Below are 19,091 nucleotides of genomic sequence, written 5' to 3'. Positions count from 1 at the left end.
GGATCAGTACACGTCGTGCTGGGTGTTGTAGACGTTGAACTTGCCGGTCGGTGTTACCAGGCGTTCGTCGTCGATGACTTTCTTCAGCTTGCGGGTCTTGTCATCCACGACCACGATGGCGGATTTCTTGTCCTGGGTATTCCAAACAGAGAACCACACCTCGTCCCCCTTCACGTTGTACTCAGGCTGAACAACCCGCTTTGGTCCTTCACCCAGATTTGCCCACTCGGCAATGGGCAGTACTTCGTAGCCGGCATCAAAGTTGTTGATGTCGAATACCGCCACGCTCTGGCTGATGCTTTCCAGCGGATGCAGGGCGGTATCTACCCACAGGTTCCTGGACTTGGGATGGGTTTTCACGAACAGGGAACCACCGCCCTGACCATTGACCGTGCGAACCACTTTCCAGGCTTTGTCCGGATGATTCTTCGGGTCGGTACCGATCAGTTGAATGGTCGGGTCACCCAGGTGAGACGTCGCCCAAACAGGGCCGTGCTCTGGATCCACGAAGTTGGCGCCACGGCCCGGGTGGGGGATTTTGCCAACGTCCACGATAGCCTCCAGGTTACGGTCCTGGGCATCCACAACGGCGATCTTGTCGGAGTTGTTGGCGGCGGTCAGGAAGTAACGCATGCTGGCATCCCAGCCTCCGTCGTGCAGGTACTTGGCTGCATCGATAGAGGTGATGGTCATGTTGTCCAGATCTTCGTAGTTGGCCAGCAGAATCTTGCCGGTCTCCTTGACGTTAATAATGAACTCCGGGTGCGCGTGGGAGGCCACAATCGCGGCAACACGCGGTTCCGGATGGTATTCCTGGTCGCCCACGGTCATGCCCCGGGTGCCGACAATTTTCCTGGGTTCCAGGGTTTCACCGTCCATGATCACGAACTGGGGTGGCCAGTAGGTGCCTGCGATGGCGTACTTGTCTTCCCAGCCCTTGAACTTGGAGGTTTCAACCGAGCGAGCTTCCATGCCGACCTTGATCTTGGCGACGGTTTCCGGCTCTTCCATCCACAGGTCGATCATGTTCACCAGAGCGTCACGGCCGATCACGAACAGGTAGCGTCCTGAAGCACCCATGCGGGAAATGTGCACGGCGTAACCGGTCTTGATGATCTTGGCGATCTCATGGGTGTCGCCATCGATCAGGGCAATCTCGCCGGCATCACGCAGGGTCACGCTGAACAGGTTTTCCAGGTTGAGTTTGTTCATCTGCTTGGTGGGGCGTTTCTCGGGCGGGATCACCACTTCCCAGGTGTCCTTCATGTCGGCCAGGCCGAACTCGGGAGGCTGGGGTGGCTCGTGCATGATGTACTTGGCCATCAGCTCGACGGTTTCTTCATCGAAGTCACCGGAGGTGAGCCAGTTCGGCATGCCGGCTGGGGAGCCGTAGCTGATCAGGGCCTTAAGGTAATCCATGCCCCGGTCTTGGGTGATATCGGTGGTCAGCGGCTTGCCCGTGGCACCTTTGCGTAACACACCGTGACAGCCGGCGCAGCGCTCGAAGTAAATCTGCTTGGCGCGGGCGAACTCTTCGTCGGTCAGGTCAGGCGCGCCAGGGGTGCGGACGACTTTGGCAGACGCGGCATCGATTGAGCTTGGGGTGCCCTCGTAGGCTACGGAGGCTTCATCAACGTTCTTGTGTGGTTGTGCCTGCGCCGTCATCACGCCCATAGACGTAATGGCCACGGCAAAGGCCAGAGGTTTGATCATCATGTCGGTCACTCTCATCAGGTTCTCTCCTTGGTATTCAAGAGTGCTTACTAGGTTTCTCCTGTTGGTGTTTCTGAACATTGATTAATGTCACGGGTTTGCATCTTTTCAAGAGAGTACCCCTAGGTGGGTATGCCCAAAGATCTCTGGCCGGGAAGGAAAAATTTAATCAATATCAAGGTTAAGGAGTTGGGTGTTCCTCAGCATGGAATTTCAGGCAGGGGGAGGTGGTGAAATGAGTATCTTGTGGCCATCAAAGGTGAAGCGCTCAGTGCTCGTGATGTTTATGACTTCAGCGCTACCCGTGCTTGCCGGGCAGCCGGCAGAACAGCAAGTGCTAGCCAATTTTGTGATTCAGGATTGCGGTTCCTGCCACGGCCTGACCATGCGTGGAGGCCTGGGGCCACCATTGCGCCCGGACGATCTGGCCATGCTGCCAGAAGCTGCGATTGCAGCCATCATCCGGGAAGGGGTACCCGGCACGGCTATGCCGCCGTGGAAGGCGCTGCTAACGGATGACGAGATTGACTGGATCAGCGAGCAGCTGAAGTCCGGTGCTTTACTGAGTGACTGACGAAGCGGGTGAATGCACCCTCGTCACTAACCAAGGAACTGCCATGAAAGCATTGCTTCGTTTGACGCTACCGTTATTGATGTTGGCCGTACTCACGGGCTGCCAGTCGGTGACTTCCGCATCGGCAGACCACCTGCGGGGCACCGGTGACCTGGGCCTGATCATTGAGCGGGCCACAGGCTCCGTTCTGGTCATTGATCACTCGGAGTACGAAATTCTCGGCCGGGTTGAGGGGTTGGGTGATTTGTCCCATGCCTCGGTGGTGTATTCCCGTGATGCCCGTTATGGCTATGTGTTCGGTCGCGATGGTGGGCTCACCAAGGTTGACCTGCTGACCCAGACTATCGTCAAACGGGTGATTCAGTCTGGCAACAGCATCGGCGGCGCCATTTCACAGGATGGCCGTTATGTGGCGGTGTCCAATTACGAACCTGGCGGCGTGAACATCTTTGATAGCCGCACCCTCGAAAACGTACTGACCCTGCCGGCAACCTACACCAACGCCAGCGGTGAGCAGGACCAGTCCAAAACTGTAGGGTTGGTTGACGCTCCGGGCAATCAGTTTGTTTTCAGCCTGTTTGAAGCCGGCGAAATCTGGACGGTGGATATGGTTTCGCAGCCGCCGGCCGTCTCCCGCCACCCGGCGGGCAAGCAACCTTACGATGCTCTAATCACTCCCGATGGCCGTTACTACATTGCCGGCCTGTTTGGTGAAGACGGCTTGTCCATGATGGACCTGTGGGCACCGGAGCAGGGCGTGCGAAGCATTCTGCCGGATTACGGCAAGGGCGAGCAGCGCCTGCCGGTGTACAAGATGCCCCACCTGGAAGGCTGGGCCATCGCCGATGGCCACGCGTTTGTGCCGGCGGTTGGTCGCCATGAAGTGCTGGTGGCGACGATGAATGACTGGAGCATGGTGCAACGCATTCCGGTGCAAGGTCAGCCCGTGTTTGTGATGGCGAGCCCGGACAATCGGCAGATCTGGGTCAGCTTCTCTCACCCGGATAACGATGTGGTACAGGTGATTGACGCCCAGACACGGGAGATCGTCCGCAGCCTTGAGCCTGGAAAATCCGTTCTGCACATGGAGTTTACGCCCCGTGGTGAAGAAGTCTGGGTGTCGTCCCGGGACAGCGACCGGATAACCGTTTACAGCACCCGCACGCTGGAGGAAGTGGCCACCCTGCCGGCCCGTAAGCCGTCAGGTATTTTCTTTACCAGTCGGGCCCATGCGCTGGGGCTGTAAATTCCAATGGGGCTGGTGCGCGGCGTTGATCGCCACCGGCTTTGCGCCTGTGGCGCCAGCGTTTGGCGGTGAAGCGCTGGAGTTGCGAGTGCATTCGGAGTTGGCGTCGTACACCGTGGCGCAAAAGCGTTTGCAGGCTTATCTCGACCGGCAAGGGTGTGATGCGAGTGTGGTAATTGCCGTGGCTGAACCAGAATTCGAGGGTTTGGCAGAGCGTCCGGGACTGGTTTTCTCCGTACAACCTGTTGGAGGTGAGCCGGTCCTCAAAGCCGTCAACCCGGCAGGACAGAACCCGGTGCCGGTGTGGGTTACCCGGAAAACCTCGGGGGTTCGCTCCCTGGCGGAGCTGAACGGGCGGGATGTATCCCTGGTGGCCGGGGTTGATCCGGTCGGCGGAGCCGCCGCCTTACAGGCGCTGGCTAGCCAGGGCGTTACACCTGACCGTGGCCAGCGATACTTGGCGGCAGATTTCAGTTCGGCGCTTGGGTTGTTGCTACACAACAACACCCATGCGGCGGCTTCGGAACTGGGGTTTGTATCGGGATTGCTGGAATCGCAAGGGTTGGCGGTTACCTGGCAAGGCCAACCTGTAGAGGGCGCCGGCTGGTATCAAACAGCGCCGGAGGCTTCGGTTAGCCAGATCGATCTTTGCCTGGCGGCGCTGACCCGAATACAGAGATCCGATGACAGGCAGGTGTTCCAGTTATTCCCGGAATGGGTGTCCGGTTTTGTGCCACCCGAATCCACGCAAGAAAAGGATAGTGCTCCATGACTTTCTACCAGCCAGTAGGCAATGAAGTGGAACTGTTCAGCGCCGCTGCCGATAACGGCTTGCCGGTTCTGATTAAAGGCCCGACGGGCTGCGGTAAAACACGCTTTGTCCGTTACATGGCCGAAAAACTGGGCCGGCCGGTGTACACCGTCGCCTGCCATGACGACCTCACCGCCTCAGACCTGGTGGGCCGACACCTGATCGGCCCGGACGGCACTTACTGGCAGGACGGCCCCCTGACCCGAGCGGTGCGAGAAGGTGGTATCTGCTACCTTGATGAAGTGGTGGAGGCCCGAAAGGACACCACGGTGGTGTTGCACCCGCTGGCCGATGACCGCCGGGAACTGCCCATCGAACGCACCGGCGAACTGCTGCAGGCGGCACCAGGATTCATGCTGGTGGTGTCTTACAATCCGGGCTACCAGAGCCTGCTCAAGGGTATGAAGCCGAGCACCCGGCAGCGGTTTGTGTCCATGAGTTTTGATTATCCGAAGCCGGAAACTGAACAGGTGATTGTGCAGCAGGAGGCCGGGTGTGATTCAGACCTGGCGAAGCAGCTGGTGAGCCTGGCGGCGTCTCTGCGCAAGCTGAAAGATCACGACCTGGAGGAGGCGGCGTCGACCCGGTTGTTGATTCACACTGCCTATCTGATCCGCTCCGGCGTGCCGGCGATTGAAGCCTGCCGCGCTGGTCTTATCGAACCGTTGTCGGACGACGCGGTGACTGTCAATGCACTCATGGAGGTGGTGTATGCCTTATTCGGCCAGTCAGAAGAGTGAAACTCCGTGGGCGGTTGCCCCGGTGATCTGGTATCTGCTGAATTTGCTGGCGTTGCCGGTGATTGGTTTTCTAGTGTTGTTGTCGATTGCGATGAAGTCTGGAGACGATAATCCGATACGCCGGGCCCACAGCAAGGCGGGTGTCTATATGTCCATACTGGGCGCCGTGCTGATCAGTTCTGGTGTCCTGATTGCCTGGCTGATACACGGCAATACCGGCAGCTTCTGGACCTTCGCCATCGTCTGGGCCATCGTTCTTCACACATCGTTTGTACTTTGGGGAATGATTGCCTTGGCTCAGGCTATTGGTGATAAGCCGCCTTATTTTCCGCGGCGCCTGTTGTAGGTTTCTGATTACTGCGGTGGGCCAGGCTGGGTAGGGCTTTCCAAAACACGCTGTGAATACATCCTTGTACGCTCTGCTCCGCCCCTCAGTGCTTATTGCTCCTGCGTCGCGCTGAGGGTCCTGGGCAGGCCATCCATGGCCAGCCCGTGAAGCGCTTTCGCGCTCCACCCCTGGCTCCGCAAGGTTTTGGAAAGCCCTACCCAGCCTGGCCTTCAGACCGCGTCAGGGGATTCCGCGTAGTCTCAGCGTGTTTTGGAAAGCCTTCCCCACCGGCCTGTGGCTTACTCCATAAGCTCAGGCAACAAAATGAATCCCCGCAAGCACTGCAACAACCACAACCGCCCAGCCCTGCGACGCCAATCGCCAGCCGAACGGTGCGTGTTTCATTTCCATGAAGTGATCAACCAGTAACAGCGCTTTAACCAGCACCAGCACAAACACCAGCCAGACAAGACCGGTAAAATCGGCCCCCAGCTGCATGGCGATCACCGGCGCCATGGTGCAAAGCATCAGGATGATGTAAACCGCGAACATGGTTTGGGCTCCTTACGCCAACACGTACAACATGGGGAACAGCACCAGCCAAACCAGGTCGACCATATGCCAGTAAGAGGCGCCGGATTCCATGCCGTTCATGTCATCGCCGTTGTATTCGCCTTTTTTCACTTTCACCGCTAATACCACCAGGACGATCTGGCCCAGTACCACGTGCATGAAGTGGAAGAAGGTGAGGAAGAAATAGAACATGAAGAAGGTGTCGGTGCCCAGGTTGTAGCCGTTGCTGTACAGGTCGGCGTACTCCCAGAGTTTGCCGAAGGTGTAGATGCAGGAGGCGGCGATGCCAGCCCACAGCAGCATGGCTACGCCGGGTTTGCGGTCTCGCAGGCGGTGAACCGACAGGGCCACCAGGTAGCTGGCGGTGATCAGGCCGATGGTGTTGAGCAGGCCGGTCCAGGGGTGCAGGGCTTCTTTGCCGGCGGCGAAGGTGGCCGGGTCGAGGCTGCGGGCTACGCCGTAGCCGATGAACAGGATGCCGAACACGGCCAGTTCCGCGAAGATGAAGAACCACACGGCGAGGTCGCCGGGCAGGTGCGGTGATCGGGCGGCCTGACTGTCAGCCATCACATCCTCCGTTATCGGGTCAGGTTCAGGTACAGCTTGGGCAGCTGCGCGGGCAGTTGGGTCGGGTCTTTGATGACCACGTAGTTGGTGCTGCCGAACACGTAGGGCAGATATTCGTTGGCCTCTTCATCAATGGTGACGCAGAACGGGGTCAGGCCGGCCTTGTGGGCTTCCTGTACTGCCATCCGGGTGTCTTCCACGCCGTAGCGGCCTTCGTAGAGGTCCAGGTCGTTGGGTTTGCCATCGGTCAGCAACAGCAGGATTTTCTGGTGTTCCGGCCGGGCACGGAGCAGCTTGGTGGACTGGCGGATGGCTGCGCCCATGCGGGTGTAGTAGCCGGGCTCCAGGGCTTGTATGCGCCCGCGGCTGGTGTCGTTGTAGGGCTCATCGAAGCCCTTGATGTGATGAAAACGGATGTGGTCCCGGCGCCGTGATGAGAAGGCAAACAGGGCAAACGGGTCGCGGCTGGCGGTAAGGGCTTCGCTGAGCAGTTGCAGGCCATCCCGGGCGATGTCGATCACCCGTTGATTGTTGTTGATGTAGGTGTCGGTCGACAGCGAGATGTCAGCCAGTACCAGGCAGGCCAGGTCACGCTGGTTCTGTTTGCATTGGCGGAACAGCTTCTGGTCCATGTCGCCGGCCCCGCGTCTTTGCTGGACCACTCGCTCCAGGCAGGCATCCAGGTCCAGCTCTTCGCCTTCCCGTTGGCGTCGTTCCCATTGGCGCAGGGGTTTCAGGGCGCTGAATTGCCGGCGCAGGGTCTGGGCTGGCGACTTCAGGCGTTCCGGCAATGGCGAGGGCACGGCATCCCGGCTGAGCAGCGGCTGCAGGCAGCAAAAGTTGTCCCGGAAACCCTGACGGCGCCAGTCCCATTCGGGCAAATGGATTCCCGGGCCCAGGAACAGGTCGTCGTTTTCTTCCGAGGGCAGGTCCAGGTCAAATTTGATGGCCGAAGACGCTTCCCTGCGGTCCATGGAAATGGAGATCATGTCCATGTCATCGGCCACGGACTCCGCATCGTCTTCCTCGCTGTCATCCCCGGCCCGGTCCACGGGTATGAACTCGGACCAGGAGAACAGGCTTTCCAGCCGGAACAGCATGATGCCCTGGTCTTTATCGAAGGCATCCACCCGTTCGGCGCGGCGGCGCTTGCGTTTCTTCGCCATACCGCCGGATTTGGACTGGGTGTTGTCGTCACCAATGATCTGGCCTTTCAGTTTGCCGCGACCCAGTATCGGGTATAGCCAAAGCACCACCGGCCAGGGATCGGTGAGGGCATCGGGCAGGTCGGTCACGCTGCCGGGATGAATCAGCGCCTGGCGAATAGCTTTTTCACGCTCCGCTTCGTTGCCCCGGAGTGTGTCCGGGCGAGGTCGCCACTGCAGGGTGTGGCGAACCAGCCGCTGGTACATGGGTTCCAGCCCCGGCCATTGGCCAAGCAGTTGTTGAACCATGGCCTGGTTGCCCTGCAGCCAGCTGTGGTGATGTATCTCTCCGAGTGAGGCCAGGGCCGCAAGCCACAGGTACAGTTCCCGGTTGATCTTTCGGGACGGAAACAGGGCCAGTTGTTCCGGCAGGCGCAGGCTTTCTTCATCCCGCCAGGCCAGTTCAAACTTGCGGTGGGTGCCGGCCAGTTTCTGCACGAACCGCCGGCGAATCTGGAAATGCCGGGGCTCGGCCGTCACCAGGCTCAGAGCCGGGTCGCCGCCCATGGCCCGGAACAGCACCCCCAGGGTGCGCGCTTCGTCTTTCAGATGCACCGTGTGTTCAGGGAACTCGCCCATGGCCTGGCGAGTAACGTATTCGTGCCACTTTAATCCGACCCACTCTTCCATATCGACTCCTGAATCAGGCGCGGGATTGGCGCGGAGGGGAATGTATCTGGCGTACCGGAATCAACACGGTCTGCTTGCCAGGGGTTCCGGGTTCCCAGGTCAGCAGGGAACCTTCCGGGTTGTCTTTTTGCACCTCGCGGCAGGCGCTCACGCATTGCAGGCATTGGGTGCAGGAAAACTTGGCCCGTTTGTGGCTGCGGGTAGGCAGGCGCATGGGGCAGGCTTCATCACAGGCCTTGGTGCAATCCCGACAGGCGGCTGCCCGTTCGGTATCAAAAGTCACCACGCGCCCTTTGCCGTTGGCCATCCAGGCAATGCTCTGTACCAGGCCAAAGGCACAGCCATATTTGCAGAACAGGTGCCTGGCAAACAGGACATCAATGGTAAACACGGCAGTGGCTACGGCCAGGAAGATGACCGGGTAGAGATTGAGCTGGCCGGTCACCAGGTCGATGTAAAGCGGGATGGGCGGCAACAGGTAAGACAACAGGGCCAGGGCCCAGGAAAAGCCGATGGCTGCGCACACCAGGGTCAGGCCCGCCCAATGCAGGGCCTTGCCGGTGTTGCCTTTTTTCAGCGCCTCCCAGAGGGTCGGGCGGCCAGTGATGCGCGTCATCAGGTTGTTGATGGTTTCCACCACTGAGAAGTGAGGGCACAGCCAGCCACAGTAGATACGGCCCCATTTCAGGGATATCCAGAGCACCAGGGGGACCAGTATCAGAATCGGTAGCACAAACCAGAACAGGATCTGGCCGGCGACTTCAGCCGGAGTGCTTTGGGCTACCCAGTCGAGATTCAGGTTAAACGACAGGGGAAAGCCCAGCAGAATAAACCGGGTTTCGGTCAGGTCGTATCGGAAAATGTTCAGGGCCGGCGCAAGCAGGAACAGCAGGAAAAAGGCGGTGCGGGTGATCAGCCGCTTCTGCTGCAGGGTGTCTTTGGGATTGACGGTTTGCGCATGCACTCGGGTTGTCCAGGATTTCAGGGAGTTAGCCGGGGCCCGAAGGCCCCGGCGATCTGCCTTGATCAGGCGTCAGCAGTCGCAGGACCACGCACTTCCTCTTCCGGGCTTGCCTGGCCCTTGATGAAGAAGCTGCCGAGGTACACGACCAGGCCTGCCATGAAGAAGGCGCCAGCGACGAATCGCATCCAGTAGAACAGGGCAATCTGATCCTGGCCGGCCATAAAGGACAGCGCAGCACCGCTATCGGGTATGCGCTGCAGCCACACCTGCAGTACGCCTGCGGCGGTCAGGAACAGGGTGATGAACACCATGGAGATGGTCATCAGCCAGAAACCCCACATCTCCACCACCTGCGCGGTGTTGCTGTTGCCGTAGGGGCGGCCACGCATGATGGGTACCGCGTAGGAGATGATGGTCAGTACAATCATCACATAGGCACCGTAGAAGGCCATATGGCCGTGGGCTGCGGTAATCTGGCTGCCGTGGGTGTAGTAGTTCACCGGGGCCAGGGTATGCAGGAAGCCCCACACGCCCGCGCCCAGGAACGCCATCACGGTGGTGCCCATGGCCCAGAGCATGGCGGCCTTGTTCGGGTGATTACGGCGACGACGGTTGATCATGTTGAAGGCGAACACCACCATCATGAAGAACGGCAGCGGTTCCAGTGCCGAGAACACCGAACCCAGCCACAGCCAGTATTCAGGCGGCCCGATCCAGAAGAAATGGTGGCCGGTGCCGATGATGCCGGTAATCAGCGCCATGGCAACGATCACGTACAGCCACTTCTCGATCACTTCACGGTCTACCCCGGTCAGTTTGATCAGTACATAGGCCAGGATGGCGCCCATGATCAGTTCCCACACGCCTTCTACCCACAGGTGAATGACAAACCACCAGAAGTATTTGTCGGTGGCCAGGTTGCTGGGGTTGTAGAACGCGAACAGCCACAGTACGGCCAGGCCGATCAGGCCGGTGATCAGGATGATGTTGACCACGGTTTTGCGGCCTTTGAGAGCCGTCATGATGACGTTATAAAGGAAGCCAAGGATGACCAGCAGCAGACCTATCTTGGTAAGCGTTGGCTGCTCCAGAAACTCCCGCCCCATGGTGGGGAAGTATTCGTTGAAGGTCAGCTCCGCGAGGCGGGCATAGTCCACGAACAGGTAGCCAAGAATGGTCAGGGTGCCGGCAGCGGCAAACACCCAGAACAGTATCCAGGCAAGCAACGGGCTGTGCAGTTCGGTTTGTGCTTCTTCCGGCACCATGTAGTAGGTGGCGCCCATGAAACCGAACAACAGCCAGACAATCAGCAGGTTGGTGTGCACCATTCTGGCCACGTTGAAGGGGATTTCCGGAAACAGGAAATCACCGACGACGTACTGAAGCCCCAGAACCAGGCCGAACACGATCTGGCCGACAAACAGGATCAGGGCAAAGATGAAGTAGGGCATGGAGACCCTTTGAGATTCGTATTTCATGCTTGTTCCCTCAGCCTTCGATATTGGGTGGCCAGTTGTTGTCGTCGATCTTGGATGTCCACTCCAGGAAGGCAGACAACGCATCGATGTCTTCATCGCTCAGATTGAAGTTCGGCATCTGGCGGCGGCCCGGGATGTTGGTAGGCATGGCGTTCATCCACGCCCGCATATAGGACTTGAAGACCTCGGTGTCTCCCGCGCCACGGCGGTCAAACACGTTGGCCAGCTCCGGAGCAAAATAGGCACCTTCGCCCATGATGGAGTGACAACCCACGCAGTTGTTGTTCTCCCAGATGTGTTTACCGCGCACCACCTCTTCGGTGAGCTGATCGCGGTTATCCCGCTCGGGCATAGCCCGGACCTGTGTGTCAAAAGTCAGGGCCAGGAACAACAGGACGAAGAATGCACTTCCCCCCAGATAGATGTTCCTGGCCATGCTTTTGGTAAAGCGCTCGGCCATTGGTCTCACTCCTTGCTTGTTGGAATACCTGACTGCCCTGCTAGGATATAAAGATGTATTGGTAATGCTATTGATGATTATCAAAGAAGGTCGCCGATTTCTCCATTGCGCCGGGGAGTTACCTCTTCATGGGTAGGTGGTAGACTGCTGCGCTTGAGGTAAAAAAATCGTCTTTTGGAGGCGCCATGGCGGCCGCGCTGGCTTTGTTTATCAAACTCCTTCCCCTGTATGTCACCGTTGCTCTCGGCTGGGTTGCCGGGCGCTATCTGGAGGCCAGTGGAAAACATATCGCTGGGATCATGCTTTACATCGTGACACCCTCGGTAGTGTTCTCAGGCGTCATGGCGGCACCGCTGACGCCCCAGGTCATTCTGTTGCCCGCCCTGGTATTCGGTTTCTGCACCTTGATTGCCCTGATTCACCTGGCCATTGCTCGCAAACTACTGACCGATGGCAGTGCACCTGTTATCCCGTTATCGGTGGGTACCGGCAACACGGGTTACTTCGGTATTCCTGTGGCTTTGCTGTTGTTCGGAGAGCAGGGGCTGGCCCTCTATATCGTGTGCATGCTGGGCACCACGCTGTTTGAGAATTCGGTAGGCTTCTATCTGGCGGCAAGGGGCAAGTACAGCATTCGCGATGCACTGGTGCGGGTGGCGAGACTGCCGTCGGTGTATGCGTTTGTCGCAGCAGTGGCGTTGAATCTGTTGGGGGTGTCGATTCCGGAGGCGTTCGTGCCGTTGTTCGATAACCTGCGCGGCGCCTACAGTATTCTGGGCATGATGATCATCGGCATGGGCATACTGAGTTTCCGGGGCCTGGCCGGCAATCCGGCGTTCACCGGCCTGGCCTTCTTTGGTAAGTTCGTCAGCTGGCCTTTGCTGGCGCTGGCGTTCTGGTGGCTGGATGCCCATCTGCTGGGCATCTACGACCTGGCGGTGCACCAGGCCATTTTCCTGATTTCCATCACCCCGATTGCCGCGAACACGGTCGTGATCGCGACCCTGCTGGATGCCGCGCCCCGGCAGGCGGCAGGCACCACATTGCTCAGTACGCTGTTTGCGCTCGGCTTTATTCCGGTGATGATTGCCTTGGCGTTCGGAGCGTAAGCAAGCCCAGGCCAGCAAATACTATCCCGCCAGCGAAACCCAGCGCATGAGCCTGCCAGACCAGCGGCCCCCCGATGAAGTTGGCGGTATCGGCAAGGCCCAGCCCGGCAGACTCCATCACCAGTTTGCCGGCCAGCAAGACAAGAATGCTGGCCGACAACACCCAATCTTCCCTAAAACTACGGACAGCAAGGAGCGCCGCCAGCCCGTGCAGGCAGCCGGAAAAGCCCCGGTAGCCGGGCAGCTCCGGCAGCAGTAACAGAAGCCCCAGGGAAATAAAAATTGCCAGCCAGATCAGGGCGATGGACAGGGTTAGTAGTGGCAGAAAGCGTGGGTAGAGGGCCAGCACCAGGGCAAGCCCCGCAAGGTTGAGCACCAGGTGCCAACCGTTCAAATGAACCAGATGGCCGGTGACCAGTCGCCACCATTCGCCGGAATGAGCAAGGTCTGGCCGCCACTCAAGGCTGCTGGCCGGCGCAAGGCACAGAATGGCCAGCAGGGCCATCAGTGCCAGCGCGGGCTTGTTAACCGTTCGATACCCCAAGTGGGACACACTCCTCATAAATACAGACCGTTACGGTAACTGGCTGGCCTCCCGGTTCTACTGTCTCTAGTTTGCGCGAAATCTTGAAGTCTGAACAGAAAGGGATCCTCCCCGTGATACGTAAGTTCCGTTTGATGACCACCATGGTGCTCCTGCTGATGGCCTTGCCGGCCAACGCAGAATCAACCGATTCACTGCAACTGTGGATTGATGGCCAGAGCTACGATGTTGCCTTGACCAGCAATGAACGGCTGGCCTCGGCCCTGGCGCAACAGACCAAAGGGCATCACTACCGGGGACAGGTGGCCGAAGACCCGGAAAGTTGGGTACGGGTCTCGCGCCTCGACGGCGGTTGGGAGGGGCTGGCCTATGTATTCGGGCGAATGCATTCGGTTGGCGGCGACTCTGCCCGCAATCAGCTGGCGAATCAGAGTTTCAGCTTCCAGAGCGTTCCCCAGTGTGGCCTGGACCATGCCCACACCGAAGCCGAAATTTCCCCGGATTCGATCATGTCGCCAATGATGGCGCAGGCGGTGTCTGCCAGTTACGACAGCCTGTGCGAGAACCGGGTGGCCGGTGCCTGCCTGCTGCTGGAGCTGGAAGTGGCGTTTGATAGGCAGTTTCAGGACCGGTTCCCGGGCGATTACGAGGACCGTGCGCTCAGTATTCTGAACATGGTGGAGGGGTTCTATTTCGAGCAACTGGGCATTGGGCTGGATACCCTTAGCATGACGTTTCTGCAGTCGGAAGTGTTCACGACCTCAACCAGCGCCAGTGATCTCCTGAATGATGTTCGAGCCAAGGTTGCCGATGGTAGCCTGCCTTTTCAGCAAAACGAGAGGGCATTGTTTCACCTGATCAGTGGCCGAGACTTCGATGGCTCTACGGCTGGTCTGGCCTGGGTCGGAACCTTGTGCAGTGCCCATGGCTATGGCACCGGGGTGACCAATGCCTTTGACTCGAATGTGCTGACCGCTGTGGTGGTGGCCCATGAACTTGGACACAACCTGGGTTCTGGTCATGACGGCGACGGCAACAGTTGTGAGGGCGGCTACATCATGAGCTCCTGGGCCAATAAGAACGCCACGAGTTTTTCTTCCTGCTCAGAATCCAGCTTTATATCCACCATCAACAACCGCACCTCCCTGGACCAGTGCTTCAATTTCCCGGCGGATGTCTCCCTGGCTGAGGGCGAATCTAATCCTGAGGCTTTGGCTGCCGCCGAGAATTTCGTTGCCTACTTTGAGGTGGCCTACGAGCAAGCCTCCCAATCTGCGGATTGGCTGGAAGTCTCCGGTGAGATCGATGGCGAAGGCGCGGCGTTTGAACTGGTGACCATTGATGGCGCTGCCTGTGAAACGGACGGAAGCACCTACCTTTGCAAAGACATTATTCCCGGTACCAGCGACATGGCCTTGGTTGTTCAGGGCGTGTCCGGCACCGGTGAGGAGCTGGTTATTGCCCAGAGGGTAGCCCTCATCAGCCTGAATGGCGAGGTGCTGGATGTCCGCCCGGAGAATAATCGGCTGGAGAGCCGATTTACCGTGGAACCAGCCACTGAATCAGAGCCGGATAGCGGCGGTGAGCAAACGGGCGACGGCGGCACAATCGTTCGTGCCGACCCGGATCAGACAGGTAATAACACCTCAGTGGACTCCGGAGGCGGTAGCGGTGGTGGCAGTGTCGGGCTTGGCTGGTTGGTTATGGCTGCCGCAGCAGGCGCCCTGAAATGGCGTCAGCGCAGGAGGGCAGTGTGAAACAGGCTCCGGTATTTGGTGCAGTCGTTCTATCCTTGCTGCTGACGGGTTGCGCAGGTGCGGGTAAAGACACAGACGTGGGCCCGGCTAGCACTATTGAAGAGGCCAGGGCCCTCTGGCAGTCCCAGGGCGTAAAGGGCTACGAGGTCACGATCGAACAAACCTGTTTCTGCCCGCCGGACCTACTGCAACCGATGCGTGTGACGGTCAGGGAAGGCAAGGTGATCGACATTGAGGGACTGGAGCAACCCCTCAACCACCCGGATATTCTGGATGAGCGCAGGCTCACCATCGAGGGTTTGCTGGATCTGATAGAGCAGGCCCGGGGCAGCGCCGACAAACTGGTGGTGGAATACGATCCGCACTATGGCTTTCCGGCATCGCTGGAAGTCGACTACAGCCCGTTCATCGCCGATGATGAATTTTCCTACCGGCTGACCGACTTCCAGGCCTACTGATCGCCTCAGTTTTCCTGGGCGACCAGCCGGTTTGCAGCTCGGGCATTGGCGATGTCTGACCGGGCATGGCGAACCACGCTGATACCTGCGGTCAGGGCCAGGGTGCCCATAATGCCCGCCACAATCAGATCCGGCCAGGCGGATCCGGTGCCGAACACCCCCAGTGCTGCGCCCATTACCGCCAGATTGCCGATGGCATCGTTACGGCTGCAGAGCCAGACAGAGCGCATATCGGAATCACCTTCCCGGAACTTGAACAGCATAACGGCGACACCCACATTGGCCGCCAGGGCCAGTAACCCGACCAGCCCCATGGTCAGTGGCTCCGGCGTTGCTCCACTTTGCAGCACCCAAATGGCGCGGCCCCAGACCACAAGCCCAAAGGTGGCCATGGTCAACCCTTTGACCAATGCGGCCCGCCCTCGCCAGAGCATGCCCATGCTGAGAACACTCAGGGACAAAAGATAGTTGGCACTGTCGCCGAAGAAGTCGATGGCATCCGCCATGAGTGCTACGGAGCCGGACTGAAGGCTTGCCAGGCCTTCCACGAAGAACATGGCAAGATTCACCCACAGGGCAATCCAGAGCGCTTTGCGAAAGCCCGGAGCCGGGCCTTGGGGGTTCGGTGCGGAACAGCTGCATGCCATCAGAGACCTCCTTTGAATCAGGTTGTCTCTATTGAAAACCCTGAAGTTGCTACAGGGTCAACTATTCAGTTGAGATTATTTTCCATGGGTGCCGGGAACGTGGTTAGCATGGTGGTTATCTTCAAGTTGGCCGATTTCTGAGTTAAGACCATCCAGAATCCCGCATTCGCTGACTGTTCTCCCCCGAGAGCAGGCCTTTTGCAGTCGTTCCAGCGTCTTCTCCAACCGGGTCAGTTCCGCGAGACGCTCCCGTACATGGTTCAGGTGTCTGGCAAGCAAGGCATCTACCTCGCCGCAGTCCGCCTCGGGCTGGTTGGTAAGCTGGATCAGTTCCCGGATTTCGTCCTGGGTCATATCCAGATTGCGACAGCGTTTGATGAACAGCAATCGATCGAGATGATCGCGCCGGTATTGGCGATAGCCGCTGGCATTGCGGCCTGGCTCGGGCATCAGGCCGATTTTTTCGTAGTAGCGAATGGTTTCAACCGCAAGGCCCGTTGTCTTTGACAGTTCACCGATCATCATACTTTGGCCCCTCTATGACTTTCGCGGCAGCTCTACTTCAACGCTCAAGCCACCTTTTGCGCCATCGCTGAAGTTTACCCGGCCGCCATATCGCTGCACGATATCCCGGACAATGGCCAGCCCCAGACCATGGCCGGGTGTTTGCTCATCCAGCCTGAGCCCCCGGCTACCAAGGTGATACAGGTTTTCCGCAGCGACCCCCGGGCCATCATCGGTCACAACCATCCTCACGGTGTTCGCTGACTCACCGAGTGACAGCTCTATGCTGTGGGTGGCCCATTTGCCGGCATTATCGAGCAGGTTGCCGAACACTTCATTCAGGTCATGCTCTTCAACCGGCCAACGGTGTTCGTCTGTTAAATCAGTCGTCAGCTCAAACGATTTTTCCGGGTGCAAGCGGCCCAGCATCCACAACAAATCCCTGGCCTGCTTGACGGGTAACGCACTTTTTCCGACCTGAGGCCCGGCAAACTGACTCCGGCGCATCTCGGTTTCAAGCTGTTTGTCGATGTCACCGAGCCGACGCGCCATTTCGTCCCTTAAGGCTGTATCCAGGGGGCGGCTGTCGTCCTCAAGTATCTGACGGACCGCAGCAATGGGGGTTTTAACACTGTGAGAAAGGTTGGCCAGGGCGTCCCGGGAGCGCTCCAGGCGCTGATCCAGCGAATCCAGCAGCTGGTTCAGTTGGTTTACCAGGGGACGGAATTCTTCTGGCGCCCGAACATCAATGCGTGAAATGGTGCCGCCCTGCAGTTGTGTCAGCGCAGACTGCAGCGAGGCCACTGGCCTCAGGGCAAGGGCGATACCAACCCAGATGACGGCAACCAGTAACAGAATGAGCAGAATCGATACGATGGCCGTCCATGCGTGTAACTCCGCCTGGCTGGACCTGAGCGCGTCCATGTCTTCTGACACGATGATGACATAGGGCACGCCATCAACCGTGATCTGTCGGCGATAAGCAAGGATGTCTGATGGTGCACCGGCCGCTCCGGAGCCCTGAACCCGGATGCTCCCTTGCTGCTCGGTCTCCAGCAGCGGCTCCAGTAAAGAGCGCCAGGATTCCGGAGAAACCGTGGTTACGGTGGGGGAATGTAGCGCGAACGCATGGTGGAAAACTTCCTCGAAATAGTCCCCGGTCTGCAGGGCGTCCAGTTGGCCTTTGGACTGACGCACCTGTAGTTCCAGGAAGGCAACTTCGTCGTGCAATCTGCCCTCTACGAAATCCCGCGACATGCGGTCCAGCAACAGGCCATGGACGACCCACGCCAGTGCCATTAACACAATGCCTGATGGTAACAGGAGCGTTAGCAGGGTGGTTCTGACGGACAGGGGGTTAGTGTTCGGCATCATTGAACAGATATCCCTGGCCCCGCCGGGTCGCAATGGTTTCGGTGCCGACCAGTTTCCTCAATCGGCGGATGTAGGCTTCGATGACGTTGTCACTGGGGTTGTCGTTCAGGCTATAAAGTTGTTCCATGAGCTGGTCTTTGGAAAAGACATGCCCCGGACGGTTCATCAGGCATCGGAGCAGGCGGAACTCGGTACCGGTGAGCGAGTGTTCGGTGCCATCCTGCATTTTCAGGCTCTGACGGTTTTCATCCAGCTCAAACCGGCCAGCTTTAACGGTAGAGGAAACACGCCCATCGCCGCGCCGGATAATTGCATTAAGGCGGGCGACCAGTTCTTCCGTCTGGAACGGCTTGGCCAGGTAGTCATCGGCACCTGCTTTCAGGCCGTCAACCTTATCTTGCCAATCGCCTCTGGCGGTCAGAATCAGCACTGGAAAATTGATGCGATGAGCGCGCCATTGTTTGAGCACCGTTAAACCATTGCCATCTGGCAGGCCCAGATCCAGCACACACACGCGATAGCTCTCCTGTGAGCCGAGAATGCCAGCCTCTTTCGCTGTTCGCGCGATATCGACACTGAAGCCTGATTTTTCGAGCTGACGTGAAAGGCCATCAGCCAATAAGCGGTCATCCTCTACCAACAGTAATCTCATCTCACTCGCCTCGATTGCAGCGGTTCCTGTTGTACCCCGAAGTACTATGCCGCAGTAGCCTGAATTCAGCCTGAACAGCAATTCATCGGCTTTTTCAGAAAGAATTCAGGTTGGTGGGCCATGGTATCGCCTGTTCACTCTGCACTGGAATGTTGCTCACTCCCGGCATGCATTTCACACCAGTCACAATACAGGAGACATTCTGATGAGAATAACAAAGTTCATCACTGCGGCGGCCGCTTTGTCACTTTCTGCTACCGCCTTTGGCGCCGGCACCCATGGCCACGGGCATGGACACGGCTCTGGCGCTGCCATTGGCGAACCGGCAAACGCTTCGGAAGCCACTCGCACCGTCACGGTGGCTATGTATGACAACTACTACGAGCCGGAAACCATCGACATTCAGAAAGGTGAGGTGGTGCGTTTCGTGGTGGAAAATCACGGCCAGTTGGTGCACGAGTTCAATATCGGAACGGCCGATATGCACGAAGCCCATCAGCAAGAAATGGTCATGATGGTGGAGCACGGGGTTATCCAGGGTGGAACCATCAACCACCAGATGATGGAAATGGATATGGGGGGCGGGCACTCCATGAAGCATGACGATCCGAACAGCGTACTGCTGGAGCCGGGCCAGAGCGGTGAACTGATCTGGCGTTTTTCCGGTGACACCACCCTGGAGTTCGCCTGCAACGTGCCCGGCCATTACCAGGCAGGCATGTACGGTGACGTAAGGTTCCAACAGTAACAGGAGTAG

General features: G+C 58.5%; 21 protein-coding genes. 9 read left to right on the top strand and 12 right to left on the bottom strand.

All coding sequences use genetic code 11. From position 1 onward, the window contains the following. Positions 1 to 3: 3 nt before the first annotated feature. Positions 4 to 1,731, bottom strand: a complete 1,728-nt coding sequence (locus FIV08_RS15515) for a nitrite reductase (RefSeq protein WP_152438986.1) — start codon at positions 1,729 to 1,731, stop codon at positions 4 to 6. Positions 1,732 to 1,948: 217 nt separating this feature from the next. Here FIV08_RS15515 and FIV08_RS15510 point away from each other — a divergent pair, with 217 nt between their 5' ends. The 5 genes from FIV08_RS15510 to FIV08_RS15490 are packed head-to-tail and all read left to right on the top strand — an operon-like array spanning position 1,949 to position 5,430. Further along, a complete protein-coding gene (locus tag FIV08_RS15510) occupies positions 1,949 to 2,287 on the top strand; it encodes a c-type cytochrome (RefSeq protein WP_228715438.1) in 339 nt (112 codons plus the stop codon). Between the two features lie 43 nt (positions 2,288 to 2,330). Continuing rightward, a complete protein-coding gene (locus FIV08_RS15505) occupies positions 2,331 to 3,533 on the top strand; it encodes a cytochrome D1 domain-containing protein (RefSeq protein WP_152438985.1) in 1,203 nt (400 codons plus the stop codon). Continuing rightward, complete coding sequence (locus FIV08_RS15500; RefSeq protein WP_152438984.1) at positions 3,517 to 4,305, top strand: PhnD/SsuA/transferrin family substrate-binding protein; 789 nt, start codon at positions 3,517 to 3,519, stop codon at positions 4,303 to 4,305. Before FIV08_RS15505 ends, FIV08_RS15500 begins: the two co-directional genes overlap by 17 nt. Beyond that, positions 4,302 to 5,084, top strand: a complete 783-nt coding sequence (locus FIV08_RS15495) for a CbbQ/NirQ/NorQ/GpvN family protein (protein ID WP_152438983.1) — start codon at positions 4,302 to 4,304, stop codon at positions 5,082 to 5,084. Before FIV08_RS15500 ends, FIV08_RS15495 begins: the two co-directional genes overlap by 4 nt. Beyond that, positions 5,056 to 5,430, top strand: a complete 375-nt coding sequence (locus tag FIV08_RS15490; RefSeq protein ID WP_152438982.1) for a hypothetical protein — start codon at positions 5,056 to 5,058, stop codon at positions 5,428 to 5,430. Before FIV08_RS15495 ends, FIV08_RS15490 begins: the two co-directional genes overlap by 29 nt. A 294-nt stretch (positions 5,431 to 5,724) precedes the next feature. Here the strand turns inward: FIV08_RS15490 and FIV08_RS15485 are convergent, their stop codons facing one another. The 6 genes from FIV08_RS15485 to FIV08_RS15460 all read right to left on the bottom strand — a co-directional run bounded on the left by FIV08_RS15485 (position 5,725) and on the right by FIV08_RS15460 (position 11,289). Beyond that, positions 5,725 to 5,964: a cytochrome C oxidase subunit IV family protein gene (locus tag FIV08_RS15485; protein ID WP_152438981.1), complete on the bottom strand. Its 240-nt coding sequence runs from the start codon at positions 5,962 to 5,964 to the stop codon at positions 5,725 to 5,727. Between the two features lie 12 nt (positions 5,965 to 5,976). Continuing rightward, a complete protein-coding gene (locus FIV08_RS15480; RefSeq protein WP_152438980.1) occupies positions 5,977 to 6,552 on the bottom strand; it encodes a cytochrome c oxidase subunit 3 in 576 nt (191 codons plus the stop codon). An 11-nt stretch (positions 6,553 to 6,563) separates the two neighbouring features. Then, entirely contained in the window at positions 6,564 to 8,387 is a 1,824-nt protein-coding gene (locus FIV08_RS15475; RefSeq protein WP_152438979.1) for a nitric oxide reductase activation protein NorD, read from the bottom strand. Positions 8,388 to 8,400: 13 nt separating this feature from the next. Beyond that, entirely contained in the window at positions 8,401 to 9,351 is a 951-nt protein-coding gene (locus FIV08_RS15470; RefSeq protein ID WP_152438978.1) for a 4Fe-4S binding protein, read from the bottom strand. Positions 9,352 to 9,413: 62 nt separating this feature from the next. Further along, entirely contained in the window at positions 9,414 to 10,829 is a 1,416-nt protein-coding gene (locus FIV08_RS15465; RefSeq protein WP_072676398.1) for a cbb3-type cytochrome c oxidase subunit I, read from the bottom strand. A 10-nt stretch (positions 10,830 to 10,839) separates the two neighbouring features. Beyond that, on the bottom strand, positions 10,840 to 11,289 hold the full coding sequence (locus FIV08_RS15460) for a c-type cytochrome (protein WP_072676399.1): 450 nt from the start codon (positions 11,287 to 11,289) through the stop codon (positions 10,840 to 10,842). Between the two features lie 185 nt (positions 11,290 to 11,474). On the opposite strand from FIV08_RS15460, the gene FIV08_RS15455 reads away from it, so the two are divergent. After that, entirely contained in the window at positions 11,475 to 12,398 is a 924-nt protein-coding gene (locus FIV08_RS15455; protein WP_152438977.1) for an AEC family transporter, read from the top strand. Here the strand turns inward: FIV08_RS15455 and rrtA are convergent. After that, positions 12,361 to 12,942 carry a rhombosortase gene (gene rrtA, locus FIV08_RS15450; RefSeq protein ID WP_172972286.1) on the bottom strand — a complete coding sequence of 194 codons (582 nt, stop codon included), beginning with the start codon at positions 12,940 to 12,942 and terminating at the stop codon, positions 12,361 to 12,363. The two genes, FIV08_RS15455 and rrtA, sit on opposite strands and share 38 nt — an antisense overlap. Before the next feature lie 113 nt (positions 12,943 to 13,055). Between rrtA and FIV08_RS15445 the strand changes: the two genes are divergently transcribed. Next, positions 13,056 to 14,699: a M12 family metallo-peptidase gene (locus FIV08_RS15445; protein WP_228715437.1), complete on the top strand. Its 1,644-nt coding sequence runs from the start codon at positions 13,056 to 13,058 to the stop codon at positions 14,697 to 14,699. Continuing rightward, positions 14,672 to 15,157: a DUF6174 domain-containing protein gene (locus FIV08_RS15440; protein ID WP_152438975.1), complete on the top strand. Its 486-nt coding sequence runs from the start codon at positions 14,672 to 14,674 to the stop codon at positions 15,155 to 15,157. Before FIV08_RS15445 ends, FIV08_RS15440 begins: the two co-directional genes overlap by 28 nt. Before the next feature lie 5 nt (positions 15,158 to 15,162). Here the strand turns inward: FIV08_RS15440 and FIV08_RS15435 are convergent, their stop codons facing one another. From FIV08_RS15435 to FIV08_RS15420, 4 genes are all read right to left on the bottom strand, one after another. Then, positions 15,163 to 15,804, bottom strand: coding sequence for a cation diffusion facilitator family transporter (locus FIV08_RS15435; protein ID WP_152438974.1), 642 nt, complete (start codon positions 15,802 to 15,804; stop codon positions 15,163 to 15,165). A 75-nt stretch (positions 15,805 to 15,879) separates the two neighbouring features. Continuing rightward, entirely contained in the window at positions 15,880 to 16,329 is a 450-nt protein-coding gene (cadR, locus tag FIV08_RS15430; RefSeq protein ID WP_152438973.1) for a Cd(II)/Pb(II)-responsive transcriptional regulator, read from the bottom strand. Between the two features lie 12 nt (positions 16,330 to 16,341). Beyond that, positions 16,342 to 17,682 (bottom strand): sensor histidine kinase, encoded by a 1,341-nt coding sequence (locus FIV08_RS15425; RefSeq protein WP_152438972.1) that lies wholly within the window; start codon positions 17,680 to 17,682, stop codon positions 16,342 to 16,344. Next, the gene (locus FIV08_RS15420) at positions 17,666 to 18,334 is read right to left on the bottom strand and encodes a response regulator transcription factor (RefSeq protein WP_152438971.1); all 669 of its coding nucleotides are present in this window, start codon (positions 18,332 to 18,334) and stop codon (positions 17,666 to 17,668) included. Before FIV08_RS15420 ends, FIV08_RS15425 begins: the two co-directional genes overlap by 17 nt. A gap of 205 nt (positions 18,335 to 18,539) precedes the next feature. On the opposite strand from FIV08_RS15420, the gene FIV08_RS15415 reads away from it, so the two are divergent. Continuing rightward, positions 18,540 to 19,082: a cupredoxin domain-containing protein gene (locus FIV08_RS15415; protein WP_152438970.1), complete on the top strand. Its 543-nt coding sequence runs from the start codon at positions 18,540 to 18,542 to the stop codon at positions 19,080 to 19,082. Positions 19,083 to 19,091: the final 9 nt, after the last annotated feature.

The organism is Marinobacter sp. THAF197a (genome assembly GCF_009363275.1).
Classification (GTDB): Bacteria; Pseudomonadota; Gammaproteobacteria; order Pseudomonadales; family Oleiphilaceae; genus Marinobacter.
Note: the sequence above shows the minus strand (reverse complement) of the source record. Positions and strands in the feature narration are given on the sequence as shown.

Excerpts from the sequence above, each read along its gene's own strand:
- FIV08_RS15495 (WP_152438983.1), top strand. The coding sequence starts at position 4,302 with ATGACTTTCTACCAGCCAGTAGGCAATGAAGTGGAACTGTTCAGCGCC.
- FIV08_RS15500 (WP_152438984.1), top strand. The coding sequence starts at position 3,517 with ATGCGCTGGGGCTGTAAATTCCAATGGGGCTGGTGCGCGGCGTTGATC.
- FIV08_RS15505 (WP_152438985.1), top strand. The coding sequence starts at position 2,331 with ATGAAAGCATTGCTTCGTTTGACGCTACCGTTATTGATGTTGGCCGTA.
- FIV08_RS15490 (WP_152438982.1), top strand. The coding sequence starts at position 5,056 with ATGCCTTATTCGGCCAGTCAGAAGAGTGAAACTCCGTGGGCGGTTGCC.
- FIV08_RS15485 (WP_152438981.1), bottom strand. The coding sequence starts at position 5,964 with ATGTTCGCGGTTTACATCATCCTGATGCTTTGCACCATGGCGCCGGTG.
- FIV08_RS15465 (WP_072676398.1), bottom strand. The coding sequence starts at position 10,829 with ATGAAATACGAATCTCAAAGGGTCTCCATGCCCTACTTCATCTTTGCC.
- FIV08_RS15510 (WP_228715438.1), top strand. The coding sequence starts at position 1,949 with ATGAGTATCTTGTGGCCATCAAAGGTGAAGCGCTCAGTGCTCGTGATG.
- FIV08_RS15455 (WP_152438977.1), top strand. The coding sequence starts at position 11,475 with ATGGCGGCCGCGCTGGCTTTGTTTATCAAACTCCTTCCCCTGTATGTC.
- FIV08_RS15480 (WP_152438980.1), bottom strand. The coding sequence starts at position 6,552 with ATGGCTGACAGTCAGGCCGCCCGATCACCGCACCTGCCCGGCGACCTC.
- FIV08_RS15460 (WP_072676399.1), bottom strand. The coding sequence starts at position 11,289 with ATGGCCGAGCGCTTTACCAAAAGCATGGCCAGGAACATCTATCTGGGG.
- FIV08_RS15440 (WP_152438975.1), top strand. The coding sequence starts at position 14,672 with ATGGCGTCAGCGCAGGAGGGCAGTGTGAAACAGGCTCCGGTATTTGGT.
- FIV08_RS15475 (WP_152438979.1), bottom strand. The coding sequence starts at position 8,387 with ATGGAAGAGTGGGTCGGATTAAAGTGGCACGAATACGTTACTCGCCAG.
- FIV08_RS15435 (WP_152438974.1), bottom strand. The coding sequence starts at position 15,804 with ATGGCATGCAGCTGTTCCGCACCGAACCCCCAAGGCCCGGCTCCGGGC.
- FIV08_RS15415 (WP_152438970.1), top strand. The coding sequence starts at position 18,540 with ATGAGAATAACAAAGTTCATCACTGCGGCGGCCGCTTTGTCACTTTCT.
- FIV08_RS15515 (WP_152438986.1), bottom strand. The coding sequence starts at position 1,731 with ATGAGAGTGACCGACATGATGATCAAACCTCTGGCCTTTGCCGTGGCC.
- cadR (WP_152438973.1), bottom strand. The coding sequence starts at position 16,329 with ATGATGATCGGTGAACTGTCAAAGACAACGGGCCTTGCGGTTGAAACC.
- FIV08_RS15420 (WP_152438971.1), bottom strand. The coding sequence starts at position 18,334 with ATGAGATTACTGTTGGTAGAGGATGACCGCTTATTGGCTGATGGCCTT.
- FIV08_RS15425 (WP_152438972.1), bottom strand. The coding sequence starts at position 17,682 with ATGATGCCGAACACTAACCCCCTGTCCGTCAGAACCACCCTGCTAACG.